The organism is Asticcacaulis tiandongensis, from assembly GCF_006475605.1.
GTDB classification, from domain to species: Bacteria; Pseudomonadota; Alphaproteobacteria; order Caulobacterales; family Caulobacteraceae; genus Asticcacaulis; species Asticcacaulis tiandongensis.
In genome coordinates this window covers 1-20,291 of sequence record NZ_SSBC01000021.1, presented here as the reverse complement: position 1 = coordinate 20,291, position 20,291 = coordinate 1, and the positions used below count along the sequence as shown (strand labels likewise).

Here is a 20,291-nt window from a genome sequence, read left to right as displayed (position 1 = left end):
GATGATGAAATTTGTGACACGGAAGCCACTCGCATCTGTTTTAATAACCGGTTTTTTGTTGACCAGTGTTTCCGAAATTGCTCTGGCGAGTACGGATCATGTGTCCAGTATGCGCACCCATGCGCCTTCCAGTCGTGATGTTAACGGTGTGAACCTCGGAACTGGCCAGTTTATGCCGCCGCCCGTGTCGGTGACCATTGGCTCTAGCACCAGTAACTTGTCAGAATCTATTACCGGATCCGACTTTCCGACAGGGAGTGTATTGGCTGGCGGCATTACGTTTGCTGATCCCTATAGTTACGCCAATGAGACCCAATTTGCCTTAACGGTAAATAAGGACGAAACCTATGTCCGCATCTATTTCGGGGGCTATAACAAAACGTTTCTATGTTCGTCGAATGTGTGTGCTGCTGATGATGGCAGCATGGATAGCCTTGAAGGCGGCACAGAACCTACTGGATTTTTCCATGGTGCGGTCAAGCTAACCACTTCAGATGGCACGATCGCACATTTTAATGGCCTGCAACCTGTAAGCCCTTATTCATACGTTATGCCTAGTGACATGGGGGTTGATGCCCGATTTGCAATTTTGACCAAGCTGGTAAAACCGGATGGCGAAACGGTTCATATTGTATACGACCAGACACAGGTTCAGTCAGGTTATGATTCATCTGCACAGTTGATGGGGCGCCCGCCGGAATTTTACGTAAAGAGCTATGTGTCCAATGTTTACAGCAGCGCAGGGTTTTCCATGTGGGGTAGTTCCACTGATGCATGGAGTGTATATACGCTGACAAATCAGTCCGCGCCCAGTGGAAGTAACGCTGATGTCACCATCGGTGGAACCGGTGGCTTAAGTGGTGAATATCCGTTTGGACAATTCCAGAACGGATCAATCGTGACTATTAGCGATATTTACTATTATTGGGATATGCGTCAGATAAAAGGTCTCATGGTAAGTCTGTCAGGAGAAAATGACTCATATTACTATCACGAAAAGGTAGAAGATAGATATCGGAATATCTGCGAAGACAATTTTGGTGGACCGGGCGAATATACGTTTACCGGAAATAGAACAGCGGATATATTTATTCCGTTACCTAATGGCTTCGCAGATTGCATAGAGGCAAGTTTTGATCGTTATTTGCATCAGGTCAAAATTAAGAACACTTCCGGTTCTGTTCGGACTCTGGTTGATTATTATTTGCCTATCGATTCTGTGGTGTGGAGCCAGTTGGGTTTTTTGGGTGGTTGTCGGGGGCAAACGGCACGCGGCGCATCGGAAACTTGTGTCAGGCAAGTTACACGTGGCGGAGGTGTATGGAAGTACACATGGTCTCGTGTTGCGGGAATGATAGACCGTTGGCAGGTGGATATAGAAGACCCTGACGGTAATCATCGGATTGTGCAGACGAGCTACGATGTTGTCATGGGGACACGTATTCATTCGGATACCAATGAAGCCGGACAGACGACCCTATATGAATACGCAGATGGGGTGCATCTGACGAAGGTTACTTTTCCGGAGGGGAATTATGTCACCTATGAGTATGACCGCAATCGCCTGACATATGTCCGCGAGTATCCCAAGGCTGGCAGTACTCCTAAGGTTACTCAGGCCTCTTATCCTTCGACCTGTACAGAGACTACAGCCAAGGTTTGCAACAAGCCGGTCTGGGTGCGTGATGCTCTCGGCAAGCAAACGGACTATACCTATGATCCGGCCCATGGCGGTGTGCTGACCGAGACGGGGCCGGCGGATGCCAATGGGGTTAGGCCACAAATGCGTTATACCTATACGCAATATACTGCGCCATTAGCGATGGTGCCTAATACGCCTAACATCTGGCGGTTGACGAAGGTGTCGACCTGTTTGACGGCGACGTCTGGCAATCCGGCGTCCTGTGTGGGTACGGCCGATGAGCAGATCACCGAGTTTGCCTATGCTCATCCGAACCTGTTCCTGACCTCCGAGACGAAGCGTAATGGTAATAATACGGTCTCTACAACCACGAGCTATGGCTATGACTGGATAGGTAATACGGTCATGGTCGATGGTCCACGCACGGATGTGGATGACACGGCATATAAAACCTATGATTCCCGCAGACGTCCAATATTGGAGATCGGTGCGGATCCTGATGGTGGCGGTGCGCTGAAGCGTCCGACGGTGAAGCATTATTACGATGTGGATGGTCTTGAAACCCGTACGGAGACGGGTACCTGCGGCACGGTGACGATGAGCGGGGGGATACCCACCGGATGTTCCGACTTCGTGTGGACGTCTGCGAAGAAGATGACCTACGACGCCGTTGGGCGTCTGACGAAGACCGAAGTGGTGCAGCCATGAAACCGGGGGCGGTGATGATGAAACGGGTTTGGGGAACGCTTGCCTTTGGTCTGGGGCTTCTGGCTCTGCCGGTGCAGTCAGAGACCGTGCTGAGTGTGACACAGATCAGCTATGACGCTGTGGGCAGGCCTGAATGTGCGGCGGTTCGGATGAACCCGTCTGTCTATGGCTCCCTGCCGGCCAGTGCCTGTACACATTCATCTGCGGGAACACATGGCCCTGACCGGATTACGAAGACCGTCTACGATCCTGCCGGTCAGGTGACACAGGTGGTGCAGGCGTTTGGTGTAACGGGTGTGCAGCGGGTCTATTCGACCTTCAGCTATTCACCCAACGGCAAGATCATTGACTCCATCGATGCCAATGGCAACCGCACGCGCATGACCTATGACGGGTTTGATCGCCTGACGGGCCTGAACTATCCCTCGACCACACGACCGTCGGCCTTTAATCCGGCGACACAGGCAACCGCCCTGTCCACGGCCGGCGCACACAGCACAACGGATTATGAAACCTATACTTATGATGCCAATGGCAACCGCCTGACACACCGGCGTCGGGATGGTCAGGTTATCGGGTTCCAGTATGACAATCTGAACCGCGAGGTGTTCCGCGATATTCCAGACGGGACGGCGAAGGATGTCTATATCCGCTATAACCTGCTGGGGGGCATCATTCACAAGCGCTTTGCTTCCCATAGCGGGGCAGGGGTGTCCTATGCCTATGATGCGCTGGGTAGGGTTACCTCAACCACGGATATGAATAACCGTACGGTCAGCTATCTGTACAATCAGGCATCAACACGTGAACGTCTGACCTTCCCCGAGACCGCGCAGTATCTGACCTATGGTGTGGACTCTCTCAACCGCCTGACCGGTGTGACGCACCCGACCGCGGGTAGTCTGTTTACCCAGACTTATAACAACAACGGCCTGAGATCAGCGCTGAACAAGACGGGTGGCTCAACCAGCTACAGCTATGATGCGGTAGGTCGCCTGACAGGGATGAACCTCGATCTGGCCAATACGGCCCATGATGTGAACTGGACCTTTGCCTATAATCCGGCGAGCCAGATCACCACCCTGGGGGCCAGCAGTACCGCCTATGACTACAAGGAACTGGCCGCTTCCACCGTCAACAAGACCTTCGATGGTCTGAACCGTGACACGACCATAGCGGCTATGCCGGGGGGTTATGATCTGCGGGGCAACCTGACGAAGGATGGCGGCCGTACCTTCACCTATGATGTGGAGAACCGTCTGTTGACGGCTACGGGTGGTGGAGCCAACCTGACGCTGGAATATGATCCGGAAGGCAGATTAAGCAAATACACCTCAGGCTCCACGGTCACGACCTATCTGTATGACGGGGTAAACCTGATCGGGGAATATAACGGCTCGACGGTTCTCAGGCGCTATGTGCATGGCACGGGTGTGGATGAGCCTGTGGTGTGGTTCGAGGGTAGCAATATCGATGCCACAAGCCGTCGTTACTTCTACCAGAACTATCAGGGCAGTGTGATTGCCTATACCAACGGTTCCAGCGTTCTGGCTGAACTGTACAAGTACGGTCCCTATGGAGAGCCGAAGAACGCCACAAACGGCGAGGGCTGGAGTGGGGCGAAGTTCCGTTACACCGGCCAGGCAACCCTGCCAGAGGCGAAGCTCTACTACTACAAGGCCCGGGTCTATGATCCCGAGTTCGGTAGGTTCCTCCAAACCGATCCGATCGGCAGTGAGGATGACCTGAACCTATATGCTTACGTAGGCGGGGATCCGATTAACGCAACTGATCCGACGGGAACATCGGGTAGACGCACTCGGCATCAGGAGCGTCCGCATTCTGAAGCTCAGCGACTGCAGAATTATGAGCGTAATAATAATGAAATAAGACGTATTGACCCTAATCATCCATCCTTAACGTCTGCTGCACCTCCAAGGTGGGTGCCAAGTGCAAGAGATATTAGAAATCAAACGAGGATTCTCAATGATCTTAGGGGGCAGGAAGCGACACGTGGGCGTGAGAACGAAGCGCGTCAGGTTGAGAGCTATATTAATAGCAGAAATAGATTACGTGAGGAGACTGGTTCGTATACAAATATTTTCGAAAGTGGAACTGTATATCATGGAAAGGGGTCACGGTTAAGATCTCAAGAGAGCGCTCGTCAAGTTGAGAGACGTACAGGTGACGCGCATGTCGGAACCGATTGGACTCCGTCAGAAAATTTTCGTCGAGCATTTAAAGATGAATCTAAACGTATGGAGGGCCAAAACCCAAACTATAACAGGATTCGTTCGCCTGGTGATAGATATAGAATTGAAGATGGTGAGTAGTTATTTTAGGAGAGACAATGTCTGAATTTCCAGAAGATGAAAATGGAATCGTATTGAGAAGAATGAAAGAGAGTGGGGATGATTTAAGCTTGAAAAGAACTATAAACTTCTCAGTTGTTTTTTACACGCATATCAATGCAGATATATTTTGCAATAAATTTAGTCCATATGCAGATAGCATGCATATTAATTATACTGAAATGGGCTCCTTACCCATTTGGGATGTGACCGTAGATAAGTATATGCTGCCCTCTTATGATGAAATTACATGTTTTGAATTAAAGATCGCAGAATTTGCTACGCCATTAAACGGCCATAACGATGGTTGGGGATGTTTCCAAAAATGATATCTGATTTTTTGTGGAAAGCCTCTCCTGAATTAAGGGAAATATTATACCTCTTGCGAAGGGAAAAATGGGGACTCGATCGAAGATTCACTCACTCTGTTTCAGGTTCCTGTTAACGTTCTCTTATCCCCCTCCCGGAAACCTCACTCTTACATTCGCCTGCCCGAAGGCCATGAGATAGGGTCCGCACTGTGAGAGGGCCATGATGGCCTGATTTTCCGAGCGCATAAGCTGATCGGTGAGGGGGGCGCCGGGTTCGCGTTCGATCTCCGGCGGTTTGGCCAGATTGCCCAAGGGGGAGAAGGTGACCTTAAGCGTTACCGGTACGGTGTTTTTATCGGCAAGCCGCTTCCAGCAGGGTTCAATGGCTTTCCACAGATCACTCGGCGGCTGACTGGCTTGGGCCTCGGATGTGCTGCCGGTCGGATCACCCTGTGAGGCTGGTGCGGATGGTGCAAACATATCCTCGCCCAGGGCCTCGGAAGCTGACATCAGGGTCGGCTGTCCCGTCCACAAGGGTTTCACGCTGCTGCTGGCCGGTGTTCGCTCGACCAGTGGCATGAACTTCATAAAGGGTGAGTCTGTTGACTGCGGTGAGGTATAGCTCGTCGTTGCCGGTGACGGACTAACCAGAGACACATCCATGGCAATCTCTGCCCCCAACAGTGTGCCGGTATCCAGACCGTCAAGGCCGTCCATCGGGGGATAATGCTCTGACGGGAACAGAAAATAGGCCATCAGGCCGGCATGTACGAGCAGGGTAAAGCCTGCACCCATGAGTACACGCTTGCTAAACGGTTGGTTTGTTCGGGTTCCCCTCATGCGGGTGAAGGTACACGCTTTGTTGTGACGGGCAAACTGATCTGATAGGCTAAGATACAAAGAATATGGGGTAAATTTCGTCTATGGACGACGGGGCAAACAGGGACTCTGGCTTTGTCATGGTTGACGCGCTGATCGGGGTGATGATCAGCAGCCTGATGCTGGGCATTGTCCTGACAGCCCTGAGCCTGTCCGGTCAATATAGCCAGACGGCCAGCCGTCAATCTGAGGCGCTTCTCGTGGCCCAGAAACTGTTTGCCGTTCTGCCCCGACAGGTGGGTGACTATAGCGGCACCGAGGGGAAGATGATCTATCAGGCAGGTGTGCGTGAAGAAAAATTCGGCCCGCAGGTGCTGTGCCGCATCAACCTGACACTGAAGCCTGTCCGCTCTGCACAGACCTACCGCTTCGAAGGCCTGCGCTGGTGTCACAGGGTGCAGAGCCTATGAGCGAGAGAGAGACCGATCAGGGCTTTACCCTGACAGAAACCCTGATCGCGCTGTTGCTGATCAGCCTGTCACTGGCCGGTGTGTTGCAGGTCGCGCGTCTGGTGGCCCGCGGTCAGGATCGGGTGACTGTGATCAGGGACCTGGGCCGTGAACAGCGTAACGCCGAAACCGATTTACGCCGCCAGATCGCGCCTCTGGAACCTTTGCGGGTCGCGCACCTGTCAGGGGACGGGCAGGGGTTCAGCTATGACTGTCAGGAGGAGGCCCCTTGTCGGGTTGTGACGCCGACAGGCTACCGTCTGGCCTACGTCATCGCCGGTCAGGAATATGCCCGTTGGTCATATGACAGCCTTACCGAAGAAGAGGCATCAGAAGTTGTAAATGAACGTCTTGCAGGCTTGATCTTGTACGATGAAACAGGCACGGTGGCGACAACGGTGGAACTCAGGATTGATCATCCGGCGGATTGCCAATTTGACATGATCACCCGCCAGTGCCGGTGGCCTGAACCTTGAGCGTTTTCCGATCTGTTAGGATCAGATCGGCGCTCAATTCTCGTTTTATCGCGCATCTTTGTCCAAAAAGATGCGTCACACTTTTTGGGATGCGTTCGCGCAGAGGGGGAGCACAGGAATGAACGCGCTGAATGCGCCGTCTGCGGCCAAACCCTTTACCCGTATTGTCAATGTTCCCTCGGCCCTGCCGTGGGATCAGATGCGGGCGGCGCGTCTAGAGGCGCACCATACGTCGCCTGTAACGGCCGCCTCAAGTGGGCTGGCCCCAACTATTGTGGTGCGGCGGCTGTCTCCCTGGCGACCGGGGCAAGGCGGGCGGTTTGTCGCCATCTACCTAAAAGGGCAGGAAGCGGCCGAAGGTTTAAGCTTCACTATCGAGGTGCAGGGTCGGCCAGTATCGATTGTCGTGCCGTCACGCCGCAAACAGGCCGAACAGCTCCGACAGCAGGCCACAGTAACGGGTCTGATTTTGCTGACCCTTGTGTGCTTAAGCGGGCAGGTGGCCCTGACGCTCAAACGACGCGCGGCGGCGGAAGCCGAACTGGCGCGTCTGGAACAGGTGGTGGAGCGTACGGCAAGACAGATCAGCACAGGGGCCACCGCACAGGCCAATGCCCGCACCCTTGAGGAGATCGGTGTCAGAGGTCGCAAGGCGGCTGATGTACTTGCCGCCCTGCAGACGGTGACCACGGCAAAGAACCCGCATGCACGGATAGACAGCTTTCTGTGGGAGGGGGGTGACTGGGCCTTAGAAGTTAAAGGTGATGCGGCCCCGTTGAATGAGGGCAGCGTATCGATGCAGAAGGCCGACCGGCCGGTGCGCCGGGATACCTGGCTGTGGGTAAGCTACGGAGCGGGCCAATGAGCCTGACGAACCTGTTGAGATTGCTTGCCGGTAAGCCTCTGGCGGTTCTGGCCGGTGTGGCCATTGTTGTTCTTAGCTTGGTCCTGTTGTGGCTTGGGCGTCCGACAGAGGCCGAGACGCGTCTGGAGACACTGGAGACCAGACTGCAGGCTTTACAGCGCACCGCCAGCCTCAAGGGCGATGTCGCTTACTTCGGGCCGGGGTCGGTCTGTGCCGGCAAGCTGAACGGGGTCTGGCAGGATCAACTGGGCCTTGCTGTCAGTGGCGCGGGGCTTGAGATTGCCGATATCAGTGTCGGTACCGCTGTGGCGACCAACACAAAGGCCCCGCTCATGGCCCATCCGGTCAGGCTGAAGGCCTCAGGGGCCTATGAGGCGGCGGTCTCGACGCTTGAGGCTATCGATCGCTTCCGTCCGGTTTTATATATTGACCGTCTGGCCTTGCGTAACCGTACCGATCGCGTCGAACTGGAACTTGAGGGGCGGGTGTTTTGCAAATGACCGGCCTGAGCTTCTCCGACATCAAAACGCTCTCGTTCGGTATGGCTGGTGCTGCCCTGCTCGGCACCGCTCTGTTGCTGCTGGTGGATCCGACCGCAGAGGATCAGGCACGACTGACGACCATAAATGATAGCCTGAAGCGTCTGCCCAAACCGGCGCAAGCGGCACAGGCGCAAGCGCCGGACACCTCGGTCATGCTGCAAACGCCGATCTTCATCATGTCCACGGGACCAGCCGCCTATAAGGAGGCGGGTGTGCGTCTGCTTGGGGTGGCTATATCACCGGGACGCAAGGCCGCACTGGTGTCCATAGATGGCGGGCCGGAACAGTGGATGCGGGTCAATGAACTGCAGGGCGATATCCGGTTGCTGGAAGTGGGGCCGAGATCGGTGCGCTTTGATACGCCGGTCGGCATCCGGACGGTGGACTTCAGCGCCGAGGCGGCAGCGCAGGCGGCGAACAATTGACGCCCGTTTAGTGACGAACGAATGACAGAAGTGTTGCGTAAGGCGGCGGGCCTGACAGGCACGAAACAGAGATACCTTTAAAGGGCGGATGATGGGGCTGATAAGAGTAGTGGGTTTGATATGTGTGCTGGTGTTTGGCACCCCGATAGGGAGTCTGGCACAGAGTGCCGGTGCCCAGACCTATGTCTATAATTTTCGTGACGCAGAGATCTCGCAGGTTGCCGACGAAGTGCTGGGGCAGGGCCTGAGAGTGGCCTACCGGGTTGATCCCGGTGTCACCGGACGCATGAACTTCCACATAGAGCAGCGCCTGAGCGCGGCGCAGCTGCTGGCGGCCTTTGAAGGGGCGTTGAATGCCTATGAGGTGGTTCTGGTCAGGGAAGGGGACTTTGTCGTCCTCAAGTCCCGCAAGTCGGCCCAGATCGGTGCCAGTATCAACACTGATGGCGGTGCGACCGCGCGTATCGGTTATCAGGTACGCGCCGTGCCCATTCAGTATGCACTGCCGAGTGAAATCGCCAAGGTGCTGACCAGCCTGTCACGCGACAAGCTCGTATTGTTCAGTTCCGATGATCTGGGCCTGTTGCTGCTGGGCGGTACGCATGACGAGATTGAAACCGCCCTCAGTTCGGTGCGCCTGTTTGACCAGAGTCCTTTGACCGATGCGCGGATCCGCTATTATCCGCTGTATAATGCCAGTGCGGCTACCGTCTCAGCCGATCTCGGACAGGTGCTGAAACAGGCTGGCGCCCACGGGGTGACGGTCATGCCCCTGCGGCGGCTGAACGGCTTGTTTGTCTTTTCCAAATCTGCCGAAGCGCTTGATCAGGTGCAGAACTGGGTCACCCGCCTCGATGTCCCCTCCAATGACGAGAGCCTGAAGGTCACGGTCTATCGCCCAAGGGGTGCTTCAGCCGAAGCCTTGGCCAAGACCCTTAACGAGGCATTGGGCTTCAGTACAACAGGAATGTCAGGTGGCAGCGTGTCTACGAGCACGTCTGTTGGTACCTCCACCACCAGAGAAACGGTCTCTGCGTCTGCACCGTCGGCTGCCTCCTCATCACTATCACAGGGCTATAGCGACGAGGCCATGCCGCGTATTGTGGCGGACAAGGACACCAACAGCCTGATTATCTCGGTGCCCGAATCCCTCCGGCCGAGAGTCATGGCCGTACTGGCTGAGATTGACCGTGAGCCCGTGCAGGTGTTTATCGAGGCCTCTATCCTTGAGGTGACTCTCAACAACGAGTTCAGCTTCGGTGTTGACTGGCAGACCATCAATGGCAGCCTGTCGATCAGCAACTATACGACCGAGGCCACGAACTTTGCCCCTGTGGCACCGGGCTTCTCGGTCAACTATCTCAGAAGCGATATCAAGGCGGCAATTAATGCCCTGAGCTCCAAGTCGGACGTGCGTATTGTATCGGCACCCAAGATCACCGTGCGTGAGAACGGCACGGCCCTGCTTCAGGTGGGGGATCAGGTGCCGATCATTGTCCAGAACGCCCAGTCGACCAGTAATGGCGATGCGCCGCTGATCAGCACGATTGATTATCGTGATACCGGCGTCATGCTGAAGGTCACCCCGCGTATCCTCAGTGATAACCGCGTGTCGATGGATGTGACACAGGAGGTCAGTTCTGTGGCCCGAACCCAGACCTCGGGCATTGACTCACCCACCATCCGGCAACGGCGCATGGAAAGCAGTCTGATCATTCCTGAAGGCACGGTTGTGGCTCTGGGTGGACTAATTTCCTCGTCACAGAGCGAAGGCGAGGGCGGGGCACCGCTTCTGAAAGACATTCCGGTGTTCGGTAATCTGTTCAAGCAGCGCACACAGACGGCAGACCGTACGGAACTGGTGGTGCTGATACAGGTTAAGGTGATCCGCGATAATGCCAGCTACGATCAGGTCTGGCCAAGCCTCGGGGCGGATATCCGTGAACTGATAGGGCAGGGCTTTGTCCCGTTCTGACAGTGCCGGAGATGGTGGCGGTGATAGGGTCGGAAGCTATGCCAAACACAGTGCCAGAAACAGTCACGCAGACAAGGACTGCGGCTATGCGGCCCTGAGCGCACTGATACTGTGCGCTATCCTGTCGGTGTTGTGTGTCGCGGTGCTTACCTTAAGCCAGCAGGAGAAGCGGCGTTCGGATCGTCAGTTGCAGGCTTATCGGACAGAGGAGGTGCTGAATGAGGCCTTGCTTTCCATTACGTCGGACATACTGCTAATGGCGCAGGAGGCGCGTCTCGAGCGCGATCTGACGATACAGGGCCAATCTGTTAAGGTCATTGCCGAGCCGGAAGCCTATAAATGGCCGATAGATCAGGCGCAGGAAGTCAGCGAAGTGGCGCTGGTCCATAAAACGCAAAGCCTCAAAAAGGATGATCTTCTGGCACTGATCGGCAGTCCGCCGGCAGATACAACAAACACCTTACACTGGCCAAGAAATGACTGCGTCAGGCGGCTGTTCTCACCCTATGGCTATGCCTCACCGACAGAAGAGCCACGCACCGATACATCATCCACCACGGTGCGTTCAAAGGATGGGCAGATCTGGCGCCTGAGGGCTATCACGGGGCAAATCATACGGGAACAACTGGTGCGCTTTACCGGTGATCCGGTCAAAGCCTACGGTGTAATCGTCTCCGAAGATTACAGCCTAGCAACCCTGCCGGAGTGTGGTTAGGGCAAGGCTGAACACTTTTTGAAATTGCCCCCTAGACAAGAAACTTCTCCTGATTGGTGCATTGCATATAAACTTCCCTCTTGACGGGAATGACATAACGCGGTTGTCTGTTACCAAGAGATGAAACCTCGAGTTTCGAGAAACATACAGGGGCGGGGGGAATGTCACGGAAAATCTATGGCCGTGTGGCCATTGTCGGGGTGATCTGTGCGGTCGCCGGAGCCTCCAGCGTTATGTCGGGGAATACTCAATACAGTTACGATGCTTTGGGGCGTGTGACATCGGTCTGTTATCCCGACAGTACGAAGATCACCTATCAGTATGATGCAGCCGGTAACCGCACCCAGATTGTAAGGGCCGCCACAGGTACGGGCGGAACCTGCACCTCTGGCAGCGGTTCGTCATCGTCGTCTTCATCTTCTTCCGGAGGCGGGGGCGGCAGCAATACGGCACCTGTCTGTACCAATCAGACAGTAAACATGGGATATATTCCCGGTGCACCTGGGATATCCATTACGATTACGGCCGCTCAGGTTATAGGCCGTTGTACAGATGCGAATGGCGACACACTCATCGTAACTTCCCCCGCTATGCCGCGGACCTTTACGATTGGTGCCAATCAGACGGTCCATACAAACTTCACCGTATCAGACGGGAACGGCGGCACAGGTACCGGCACAATCACCTATATTCGTAACTAGGGGGAGCATATGAGACTTCTCAAACAGGTATTTTGCTTAACAACTGGACTCTTGATGATGGCGAATGTCGCGCAAACACAAACGACTGAGTTAACTTGTCAGAATTTGGTCATTCCCCTGTCGGGGTTACCTGAGGAAACGGGCGTGGCCTTTGAGCTTTTACCCGAGCATCTTACAGCTCAATGTAAGTCTGTTAGTGGATCGAAGATCACTCTGAGCTCACCCGAGGGCGGGCTTCATATAGATATACCGGCACAGACAACAAAGACATACACTTTCACTGTGAAAGACAAAATCGGAAACACAACTTCTGCGCAGGTCATAATTAGTCGAGAGTGAATTTATTACTTAAAGTGAATTATAAATATTCTTTGTAACATTAGAGGGGTGGGTCATGAGAAATTCTGTATATCTGAAAAAAATGTTACTCTCCCGAGCAGGATATTTAGCACTTTCATGGCCGTTATATGCAGGAATCGCCACTCCCTGCACAACTTGGGCGCAAATACCTCCCCCACCAGCAGCTCGTGCTGTTGATGATAACGGCATAGACCTAATTACTTTGAGTCCGACTTACAGTATCGCCAACCTTTCCATTGGTACGCCTGAAAGCGGACTGAGCCGAACGTCTAGTGCGCGTGCTTTTCCATATGGAGATAATCTATTCGCCGGGTTAAACGCCAGCTACAACTTTCCAGATCATGCCAAGCGCGTAACGGCCACATTCGGTGACGGAGCCGAGATGTTCGGTTGGAATACCCCCAGTAAATCCTCATACTCCGGATCAACCATAACTCGCCCCGACGGGACATTATACACTTATGATACGAATTTAAAAAATGAATCAGGCGTAGGCTATAACGAAGGTCTTTTAAAAACCATTCACAGACCGGATGGAGAAATCATACGGTTTTATTATTGGACAGTGAATATTCCTTCGTCGACTGTTACATCTGGTGGAATAACTATTACCTATCCCGCAAGAGTTATTCGTAGTCTGAAGAGTGTTTCCAGCAATAAAGGTTGGATGATAAGATACACACCTGTTAGCACCACGGATGCTACGGTTAGCCGTGTATCTAAAATAACAGCCATTAATACTTCGGTGGATTTTTGCGATCCCGAAGCGATCCAATGTACATTCAGTCAAACATGGCCGAGCACAACATATACATACACAACAGAGAATAATAGAGGCAGAGTTAATGTCCCCGTCGTTCAAGTTAAAGACTCACTGAACAGAACATGGGTTTACGATTATGCAACGGTAATAAATAGTCCTTCACACAGTAGCGGGAAAGCATATGAGATTGCCGTCTCCTATTCCAGGTCCCCGCTGGGAGTAGAAAAATATCAGAATATATTGGGTAAAATAGAATTTTGCTGCATCTCAGTTGCCAATCCCAATGCTGGTCCATCTCAACCATCGGGGTGGGATTTTCCGTATTGGGACTTAATCAGGCAATCCACGGTAAGCAACTACGCCTTTGCGAAGACCAGCACCAGTGGTCTCGCGCCCAGGCTTGGCGATAACACTGTACAACACACCTATTATACGACGAACGATCCATCGGGCAAAAAGAAATGGACTTATACTCCAACTACGGGAACCCAGCCTACGCCTTATGCGCCGTGGTTTGGATCGGGCTCCAGAACAATTAGTGTTAAGGATCCATTTAACAACACTACCATCATAAAGAGTAACTATGACAGGTCTCAAATAACAGAGATAAATAACCCTAACGGATTTATTCAGTCATATAGTTATTTGAATATGATCGAACCGAATATAAATATATCCAGTGCAATAGATTCCCCTGAGGGAAATTATGTGTATGACAACCGTTATAATATCATAGAACATAAAACGAAAGCAAAGCCGGGATCGGGATTAACAGACCGGATTATAAGTGTTTTTTATGATCCAAATTGTGTTAATATAAAAATCTGCAACAAACCCGTGTGGGTGAGAGATGCGCTTAGCAATCAAACAGATTACACGTATTCTCCGGTACATGGCGGTATATTGACAGAAACCCTTCCTGCGGATGCTAATGGTATACGTCCGCAAAAACGGTACACATATCAGCAATATCGGGCGAAAATAAAGAACGCTCTTGGTGTTCTTGTGGATTCCGATCCTATATATCTTGTGTCAAGCATATCCGAATGCACCTTGGCTGCGACCTGTGCGGGCACGGCAAATGAGCGCATTACATCATTTGAATATAACCACAACAATCTGTTCAAAACTGCCGTTACGGTGTCTTCGGGCGATGGCGTTACGGTTTCCGGAACCACTTATGAATATGACGTTGTCGGGAACTTGATTGCCGAAGATGGCCCCTTGCCCGGTACCGTTGATAAAAGCTACTATCGTTATGACCTCGCACGTCAGAAGACGGGAATGATTGGCCCGGATCCTGACGGCAGCGGCCCGCTTCTGAGATCGGCAGAACGCTATACTTATAATTTGGATGGGCAACTGAAGCTGGTCGAGAAAGGGCTGGTGGCTGGTATTACGGACACGGATTGGGCCAACTTCCAGTCTGTGTCACAAACAGAGACGGTTTATGATCCCTATGGTATGCCCACTGTTGTAAAGGTCAAGGACGGCAATACCGTAATCTCCCTGACTCAAACCTCTTATGATGATGACCTGCGGCCCTTGTGTGTGGCCACACGGATGAATCCGGCCGTTTATGGTACTCTGCCGGTTAGCGCCTGCACTTTGTCTGCTCAGGGCCCGCATGGTCCGGATCGTATTATCCGCTATGCATATGACAATATGGGAAAGGTGACAGAGGTTAAACAGGCTGCAGGGACGCCGATCGAGCGTTTTTATGCCCGCTATACCTATGCTCTCAACGGATTGAAAACATCAGAGCGGGATGCAAATAATAACCGTACGACACTGGAATACGATGGCTTTGACCGTCTGAGCAAACTGCGTTACCCGGTAACCACGGCAGGCGCAAACAGCTCCTCCACGACCGACTACGAAGCCTACACCTATGATGCCAATGGTAATCGCCTGACACACCGGCGTCGGGATGGTCAGATCATCGGGTTCCAGTATGACAATCTGAACCGCGAAGTGTTCCGCGATATTCCGGGCGGGACGGCGAAGGATGTCTATATCCGCTACAATCTGCTGGGGGGCATCATCCACAAGCGCTTTGGCTCCCACAGCGGGGCAGGGGTGTCCTATGCCTATGATGCGCTGGGTCGGGTGACCTCTATCACGGATATGAATAGCCGCACGGTCAGCTACCTGTACAATCAGGCCGGGGCCAGATCACGCCTGACCTTCCCTGAGACCGCGCATTACCTGACCTACAGTGTGGATTATCTCAACCGCCTGACCGGTGTGACACATTCGACCGCGGGTAGTCTGTTTACCCAGACCTATAACAATAATGGTCTGAGATCAGCCCTGAACAAGACGGGTGGCTCAACCGGCTACAGCTATGATGCGGTGGGCCGCCTGACGGGGATGAACCTCGATCTGGCCAATACGGCTTATGATGTAAACTGGACGTTTGCCTATAATCCGGCCAGCCAGATCACCACCCTGGGGGCCAGCAATGCATCATACGAATATAAGGAACTGACGGCCCCCCCACCGGATAACAGGGTTTATGACGGCCTGAACCGTGACACGACCTTTGCAGTTATGCCGGGTGGTTATGACTTACGCGGCAACCTGACCAAGGATGACACCCGCACCTTTACCTATGATGTGGAGAACCGTCTTCTGACGGCCACGGGGGGCGGTGCCAACCTGACACTGGAATATGATCCGGAAGGCAGATTGAGCAAATATACATCGGGCAGTACGGTCACGACCTATCTGTATGACGGTGTAAACCTGATCGGGGAATATAACGGCTCGACGGTTCTTAGGCGCTATGTGCATGGCACAGGTGTGGATGAGCCTGTGGTGTGGTTCGAGGGCAGCAATATCGACACCACAAGCCGTCGCTATTTCTACCAGAACTATCAGGGCAGTGTGATTGCCTACACCAATGGCTCAAGTGTTCTGACGGAACTGTACAAGTATGGTCCCTATGGTGAGCCGAAGAACGCTGCCAATGTGGAAAGCTGGACGGGAGCAAGTAAGTTTCGCTACACCGGCCAGACCATAATGCCCGAAGCAGAGCTCTACTACTACAAGGCTAGAGTCTATGATCCCAACTTGGGAAGGTTCCTACAGACGGATCCCATCGGGTCAAAAGACGACCTCAACCTCTATGCATACGTCGCAGGGGATCCCATAAATGGTAAAGATCCGACGGGGACAGACTGTGTGACGGCAGATAGTAAAACTACATGTACTTCTGTAAATTATAAAGTTTCATTTACCCAACAAAAAGGTTTTGTAGATTTTACCACAGAATCAAAAAACTATCATGCTTATAGCGTTACAGCCAAAAGCAGCAAAAATGTAGAAGAAACAAAAAGGTATGTTGAAAATAATCCTACACCTGGATCACCCAAACCTGCCAGCGTGGAGGGCACTAAAAATGACGCTACGCCTGTTATTGGCGGGTTAGTTCCTCAAGCTATTAGCCCGGTAACTTCATTTATCGTAACTAATGAAGTAAGTGGAAAAGAGGTGGTTGTGAATGTAACAACATCTGGGCACCCGCTTGAATCAGGTATCGTAGTCCGTGAAGTGAACCAAACTAGTGACGGCACTATAATTAATAATTGGGGTGAAGGTACGGCCTCTCTGCAATCACCTAGCTCACCGTTCGCAGACATGATTAATGGCGTTTGGGAAGGGCAAAAGCCTCGTTCAGCACCCGCGCAATCGCCATCTCCATATTGTACAGCAAAAATTGGACTAGGATGTTAAATTCGAGGTCAGCAATGTTAAAACATTCCACCATTAGATTAATTGCAGCAATATTTATATCTCCCATAACGCCTGGAATATTATTTTTATTTGTATCTATTTTTGGCAATATTTCAGAAGGTGTATGGGCGTTGAAATTATGTGCTATGTTGGGGTATCCAGTAATTATTGTAATTGGAATTCCCGCACACTTATTCTTTGTTAGTGTAAATTTGAGAAATTTATTGATATATAATATTTTTGGAGTTTTTGTATCTACATTAATTTCATTTATTATTTTTTACAAAAATATAATAAACATGTTTTCATTTGGTGATGGTGGAATGTCAGTGATATTTATATTTTTAGTCTCCATATTTATTGGCGTTCTGGTCTCTACAGTTTTTTGGTTAATCGTTAGGCCAGATCGTGAACTCCCAGTGAGTTGATTTTTGCTTCTGGGCCAAATCTTCAAGTTATATCTACGCCGCGAATTGGGCCACTCGCCCGTATTTCCCGCCATGTGTAGCGCTGAGTATTGACCTGCCCCCTGCCGATCCCTCAGTCATAACGAGAGTCTGGCGGTATAATATTCATGGGTTTGTTGATGGGCAAGCGCGCCGTGCGCGGAGCTATCCAACAGCTCGAGCGCTCGGCGTGCGGCGGCCGGTGTTTGGTTGTCCAGGGAAGAGTGCGGCCTGACATTGTTGTAGTCATACCGCCACAAGGCCAGCTTACGCCGTGCATCGGCTAAGCTGTCGAAGATTTCCTCGTTGAGCAGTTCGTCGCGCAGGCTGCCATTGAAGCTCTCGATGTAGGCGTTTTGCTGTGGTTTGCCCGGGTCGATATAGTGCCAGGCAACGCCATTGCGATTGGCCCAGTCCAGGATGGCGCGACTGGTAAACTCGGTGCCGTTGTCTGAGACGATCGACGCAGGCTTTCCATACAGACGCACCAGCGCATCGAGCTCACCTGCCACCCTTGCGCCAGAAAGGCTTGTATCGGCGACCAAACACAGGTTTTCGCGGCAGCAGTCGTCGTTGACCGCGAGGATGCGGAAGCGACGGGCGCCAAAGGTGTCAGACAAAAAGTCCAGCGACCAGCGATCATTCGGACGAAGTGAGGTTGGGATCGGCGTACGTGAGCCCTGAGCGCGTTTGCGACCCCGGCGTCGGCGCACCGATAACCCTTCCTCGCGATAAAGCCGGTAGAGCTTCTTATGGTTCATTCTGATGCCTTTGCGTGCCAGCATGACACCGACGCGGCGGTAGCCGAAGCGTCGGCGCTCTGTGGCAATCTTCTGCATTTTCCTGGCGAATATCCGGATGATCCGGTGGCGCTTCGCGGCGGACCGTTTTTGTATCGACACCGACGAGCCGGCAGGCCCGGCGCTGCGAGATGTCATGATCCCGCAGAGCCCTGAGCGCTGCCTCGCGCCATTGCTGTGGTGTCGTCAGGGCTTTCCCAGAAGATCTTTGAGCACGACATTGTCGAGCATGGCGTCTGCCAAAAGCCGCTTCAGCTTGGCGTTCTCATCCTCAAGCGACTTCAGCCGCCGAGCTTCAGATACCTCCAGGCCGCCGTATTTTGCTTTCAGTTTGTAAAATGTCGGTAAGCGGTGTTTCGTTCACACCTTGACGGCGTAGTTCCAAGGAAGAAGGTGTTCGATCTGGCTTTGCTTATGTCCGCCCGCGATGGCCCTTAGGGTGTTGGTCAGGTAGGCATGGGGATCGATACCGCTCAGTTTGCACGTTTCGATCAGTGACGCGATGATGGCCCAGTTCTGGGCCCCGGCGTCATGGCCGGCAAAGAGGGCATTTTTCCGGTTCAGCGCAATAGGCCGGATCGTGCGTTCAACACTGTTGTTGTCCAGTTCGATACGGCCATCGTCGAGGAACAGGCAGAGACCCGACCAGTATCTGGCGATGTAATTCAACGCCTCACCCAGCGGCGATTTGGCGGCGACACGGCTGCGGTGGGTGTTGAGCCACGCTTCTATATCGGCGATTAAGGGGGCTGATCGTAATTGCCGGGCGGCCAGTCGGGTCTCTGGGGTGCCGCCGCGGATGTCCGTTTCGATCTTGTACAGATCAGCCATATGCCTGAGGCCTTCTTCGGCTATCGGCGCAGGGCCATTGCGGGTGATCTCGAACAGTTTGCGGCGGGCGTGCGCCCAGCAATAGGCCAGCCGTATCTGCGGGCCGATACGGTCGGGTGCGATCAGGCGATTATAACCGGCATAGCCATCCACCTGCAGGATACCGCCGAAGCCCTGCAGGATACCGCCGAAGCCCTGCAGGATATGTTCGGCATGTTGCCCGCCGCGTCCGGGGGCATAGGTAAAGGCCACACCGGGCGGTGCTGCGCCCTGCCACGGTCGGTCATCGCGGGCCAGCGCCCAGAAGTATCCGGTTTTCGTTTTGCGGGCGCCGGGATCAAGCACAGGGGCGCGGGTTTCATCCATGAAGAGCTTGGTGGATCGCTTCAGATCAGCGATCAGGGCGTCGAACACCAGGCGCAACTCGAACGCGGCGCGACCAACCCAGTCAGCCAGCGTAGACCGATCAAGGTCAATGCCCTGACGGCTATAGATCTGGGCCTGCCGATACAGGGGCAGATGGTCGGCATATTTACTGACCAGCACATGGGCCACAGTCGCTTCCGTCGGCAGGCCACCGGGAATGAGGCGCGCCGGAGCAGAGGCTTGAGTGACGCCATCCGTGCAGGCCCGGCAGGCATATCTAGGGCGGCGGGTGACGATGACACGGAACTGCGCCGGGACCACGTCCAGCCGCTCGCACCTGTCTTCACCAATGCAGTGTAAGCCGTTGCCGCAGGTACAGATCAGACTGTCAGGCTCAATAACTTCCTCGATACGGGGCAGATGCCCGGGTAACCCTCCGCGATTGACGGCGCGTGGCTTTGCTGGCCGTTTGCCGCCAGGCGCATCAGCCTCCTCCTCAGCATGGATCGCGGCAATAGCGGTTTCCAGATCCTCCAGCGCCAGCTCAAACTGATCCGGATGGCTCTTCTCGGACTTCCGCCCGAAGGCCGCTTGCCTGAAGGCCGCAACCAGTTTCTCAAGTCGCTCGATCCGCTCATCCTTGCGCAGATTACGGGCCTCAGAAGCCACCAGCATGGCTTTGAGAACCGCTATGTCATCAGGCAAGTTGGCGGGGTTGAGCATGGCGGCAATCTAACAAAATCCGCTTACGACCGCCTACCTAAAAGGTCCACCGAGTCATCTTGTCGCAGCTATTCCACGGCCTCGGGTGCACGCGCTTCTAGGCTCAGGACCCATTGATTTTGTTGTAGTGATCTGATTCATGCTCCTGAGGAGTGTGGATTATGAGTGACCTTTATTGGCTGACGGACGAGCAGATGGCCCGGCTTCAGCCTTATTTTCCCAAGA

Annotated in this window: 16 protein-coding genes and 1 pseudogene; 13 read left to right on the top strand and 4 right to left on the bottom strand. The window is 53.3% G+C overall.

Features of this window, described 5'->3' with window-relative positions:
• Position 1 precedes the first annotated feature (1 nt).
• From E5201_RS13465 to E5201_RS13455, 3 genes are read left to right on the top strand one after another with little or no spacing between them, the layout of a single operon-like run.
• Complete coding sequence (locus E5201_RS13465; protein WP_140986915.1) at positions 2-2,350, top strand: hypothetical protein; 2,349 nt, start codon at positions 2-4, stop codon at positions 2,348-2,350.
• Positions 2,263-4,683, top strand: coding sequence for an RHS repeat-associated core domain-containing protein (locus E5201_RS13460; RefSeq protein WP_140986913.1), 2,421 nt, complete (start codon positions 2,263-2,265; stop codon positions 4,681-4,683). Before E5201_RS13465 ends, E5201_RS13460 begins: the two co-directional genes overlap by 88 nt.
• Positions 4,684-4,700: 17 nt before the next feature.
• Entirely contained in the window at positions 4,701-5,030 is a 330-nt protein-coding gene (locus E5201_RS13455) for a ribonuclease E inhibitor RraB (protein ID WP_140986911.1), read from the top strand.
• A 123-nt stretch (positions 5,031-5,153) separates the two neighbouring features.
• Here E5201_RS13455 and E5201_RS13450 read toward each other — a convergent pair whose 3' ends face one another.
• Positions 5,154-5,807, bottom strand: a complete 654-nt coding sequence (locus E5201_RS13450; RefSeq protein ID WP_140986909.1) for a hypothetical protein — start codon at positions 5,805-5,807, stop codon at positions 5,154-5,156.
• Between the two features lie 164 nt (positions 5,808-5,971).
• Here E5201_RS13450 and E5201_RS13445 point away from each other — a divergent pair, with 164 nt between their 5' ends.
• The 10 genes from E5201_RS13445 (at position 5,972) to E5201_RS13400 (ending at position 17,328) form a co-directional block, all read left to right on the top strand.
• Complete coding sequence (locus E5201_RS13445; protein ID WP_140986907.1) at positions 5,972-6,301, top strand: hypothetical protein; 330 nt, start codon at positions 5,972-5,974, stop codon at positions 6,299-6,301.
• Positions 6,298-6,816, top strand: coding sequence for a prepilin-type N-terminal cleavage/methylation domain-containing protein (locus E5201_RS13440; RefSeq protein ID WP_140986905.1), 519 nt, complete (start codon positions 6,298-6,300; stop codon positions 6,814-6,816). Before E5201_RS13445 ends, E5201_RS13440 begins: the two co-directional genes overlap by 4 nt.
• A 118-nt stretch (positions 6,817-6,934) precedes the next feature.
• Positions 6,935-7,681, top strand: coding sequence for a hypothetical protein (locus tag E5201_RS13435; protein ID WP_140986903.1), 747 nt, complete (start codon positions 6,935-6,937; stop codon positions 7,679-7,681).
• Positions 7,678-8,181 carry a hypothetical protein gene (locus E5201_RS13430; protein ID WP_140986901.1) on the top strand — a complete coding sequence of 168 codons (504 nt, stop codon included), beginning with the start codon at positions 7,678-7,680 and terminating at the stop codon, positions 8,179-8,181. The genes E5201_RS13435 and E5201_RS13430 overlap by 4 nt, the downstream gene beginning before the upstream one ends.
• Positions 8,178-8,648: a hypothetical protein gene (locus E5201_RS13425; RefSeq protein WP_140986899.1), complete on the top strand. Its 471-nt coding sequence runs from the start codon at positions 8,178-8,180 to the stop codon at positions 8,646-8,648. Before E5201_RS13430 ends, E5201_RS13425 begins: the two co-directional genes overlap by 4 nt.
• Positions 8,649-8,757: 109 nt before the next feature.
• On the top strand, positions 8,758-10,623 hold the full coding sequence (gspD, locus tag E5201_RS13420) for a type II secretion system secretin GspD (RefSeq protein WP_246050770.1): 1,866 nt from the start codon (positions 8,758-8,760) through the stop codon (positions 10,621-10,623).
• Complete coding sequence (locus E5201_RS13415; protein ID WP_140986895.1) at positions 10,610-11,338, top strand: hypothetical protein; 729 nt, start codon at positions 10,610-10,612, stop codon at positions 11,336-11,338. The genes gspD and E5201_RS13415 overlap by 14 nt, the downstream gene beginning before the upstream one ends.
• Positions 11,339-11,499: 161 nt before the next feature.
• Positions 11,500-12,039, top strand: a complete 540-nt coding sequence (locus tag E5201_RS13410) for an RHS repeat domain-containing protein (protein ID WP_140986893.1) — start codon at positions 11,500-11,502, stop codon at positions 12,037-12,039.
• 394 nt (positions 12,040-12,433) lie between these two features.
• Positions 12,434-16,900, top strand: a complete 4,467-nt coding sequence (locus tag E5201_RS13405; protein WP_140986891.1) for an RHS repeat domain-containing protein — start codon at positions 12,434-12,436, stop codon at positions 16,898-16,900.
• Positions 16,901-16,914: 14 nt separating this feature from the next.
• Complete coding sequence (locus E5201_RS13400) at positions 16,915-17,328, top strand: hypothetical protein (protein ID WP_140986889.1); 414 nt, start codon at positions 16,915-16,917, stop codon at positions 17,326-17,328.
• Positions 17,329-17,444: 116 nt separating this feature from the next.
• On the opposite strand, the gene E5201_RS13395 is transcribed toward E5201_RS13400, so the two are convergent.
• The 3 genes and pseudogenes from E5201_RS13395 to tnpC all read right to left on the bottom strand — a co-directional run bounded on the left by E5201_RS13395 (position 17,445) and on the right by tnpC (position 20,066).
• Entirely contained in the window at positions 17,445-18,284 is an 840-nt protein-coding gene (locus E5201_RS13395; RefSeq protein ID WP_425456585.1) for an IS3 family transposase, read from the bottom strand.
• A gap of 60 nt (positions 18,285-18,344) precedes the next feature.
• Positions 18,345-18,488: pseudogene (locus tag E5201_RS15150) on the bottom strand (transposase); the annotation flags it as partial.
• 18 nt (positions 18,489-18,506) lie between these two features.
• Positions 18,507-20,066, bottom strand: a complete 1,560-nt coding sequence (tnpC, locus tag E5201_RS13390; RefSeq protein ID WP_140986887.1) for an IS66 family transposase — start codon at positions 20,064-20,066, stop codon at positions 18,507-18,509.
• Between the last annotated feature and the right edge of the window lie 225 nt (positions 20,067-20,291).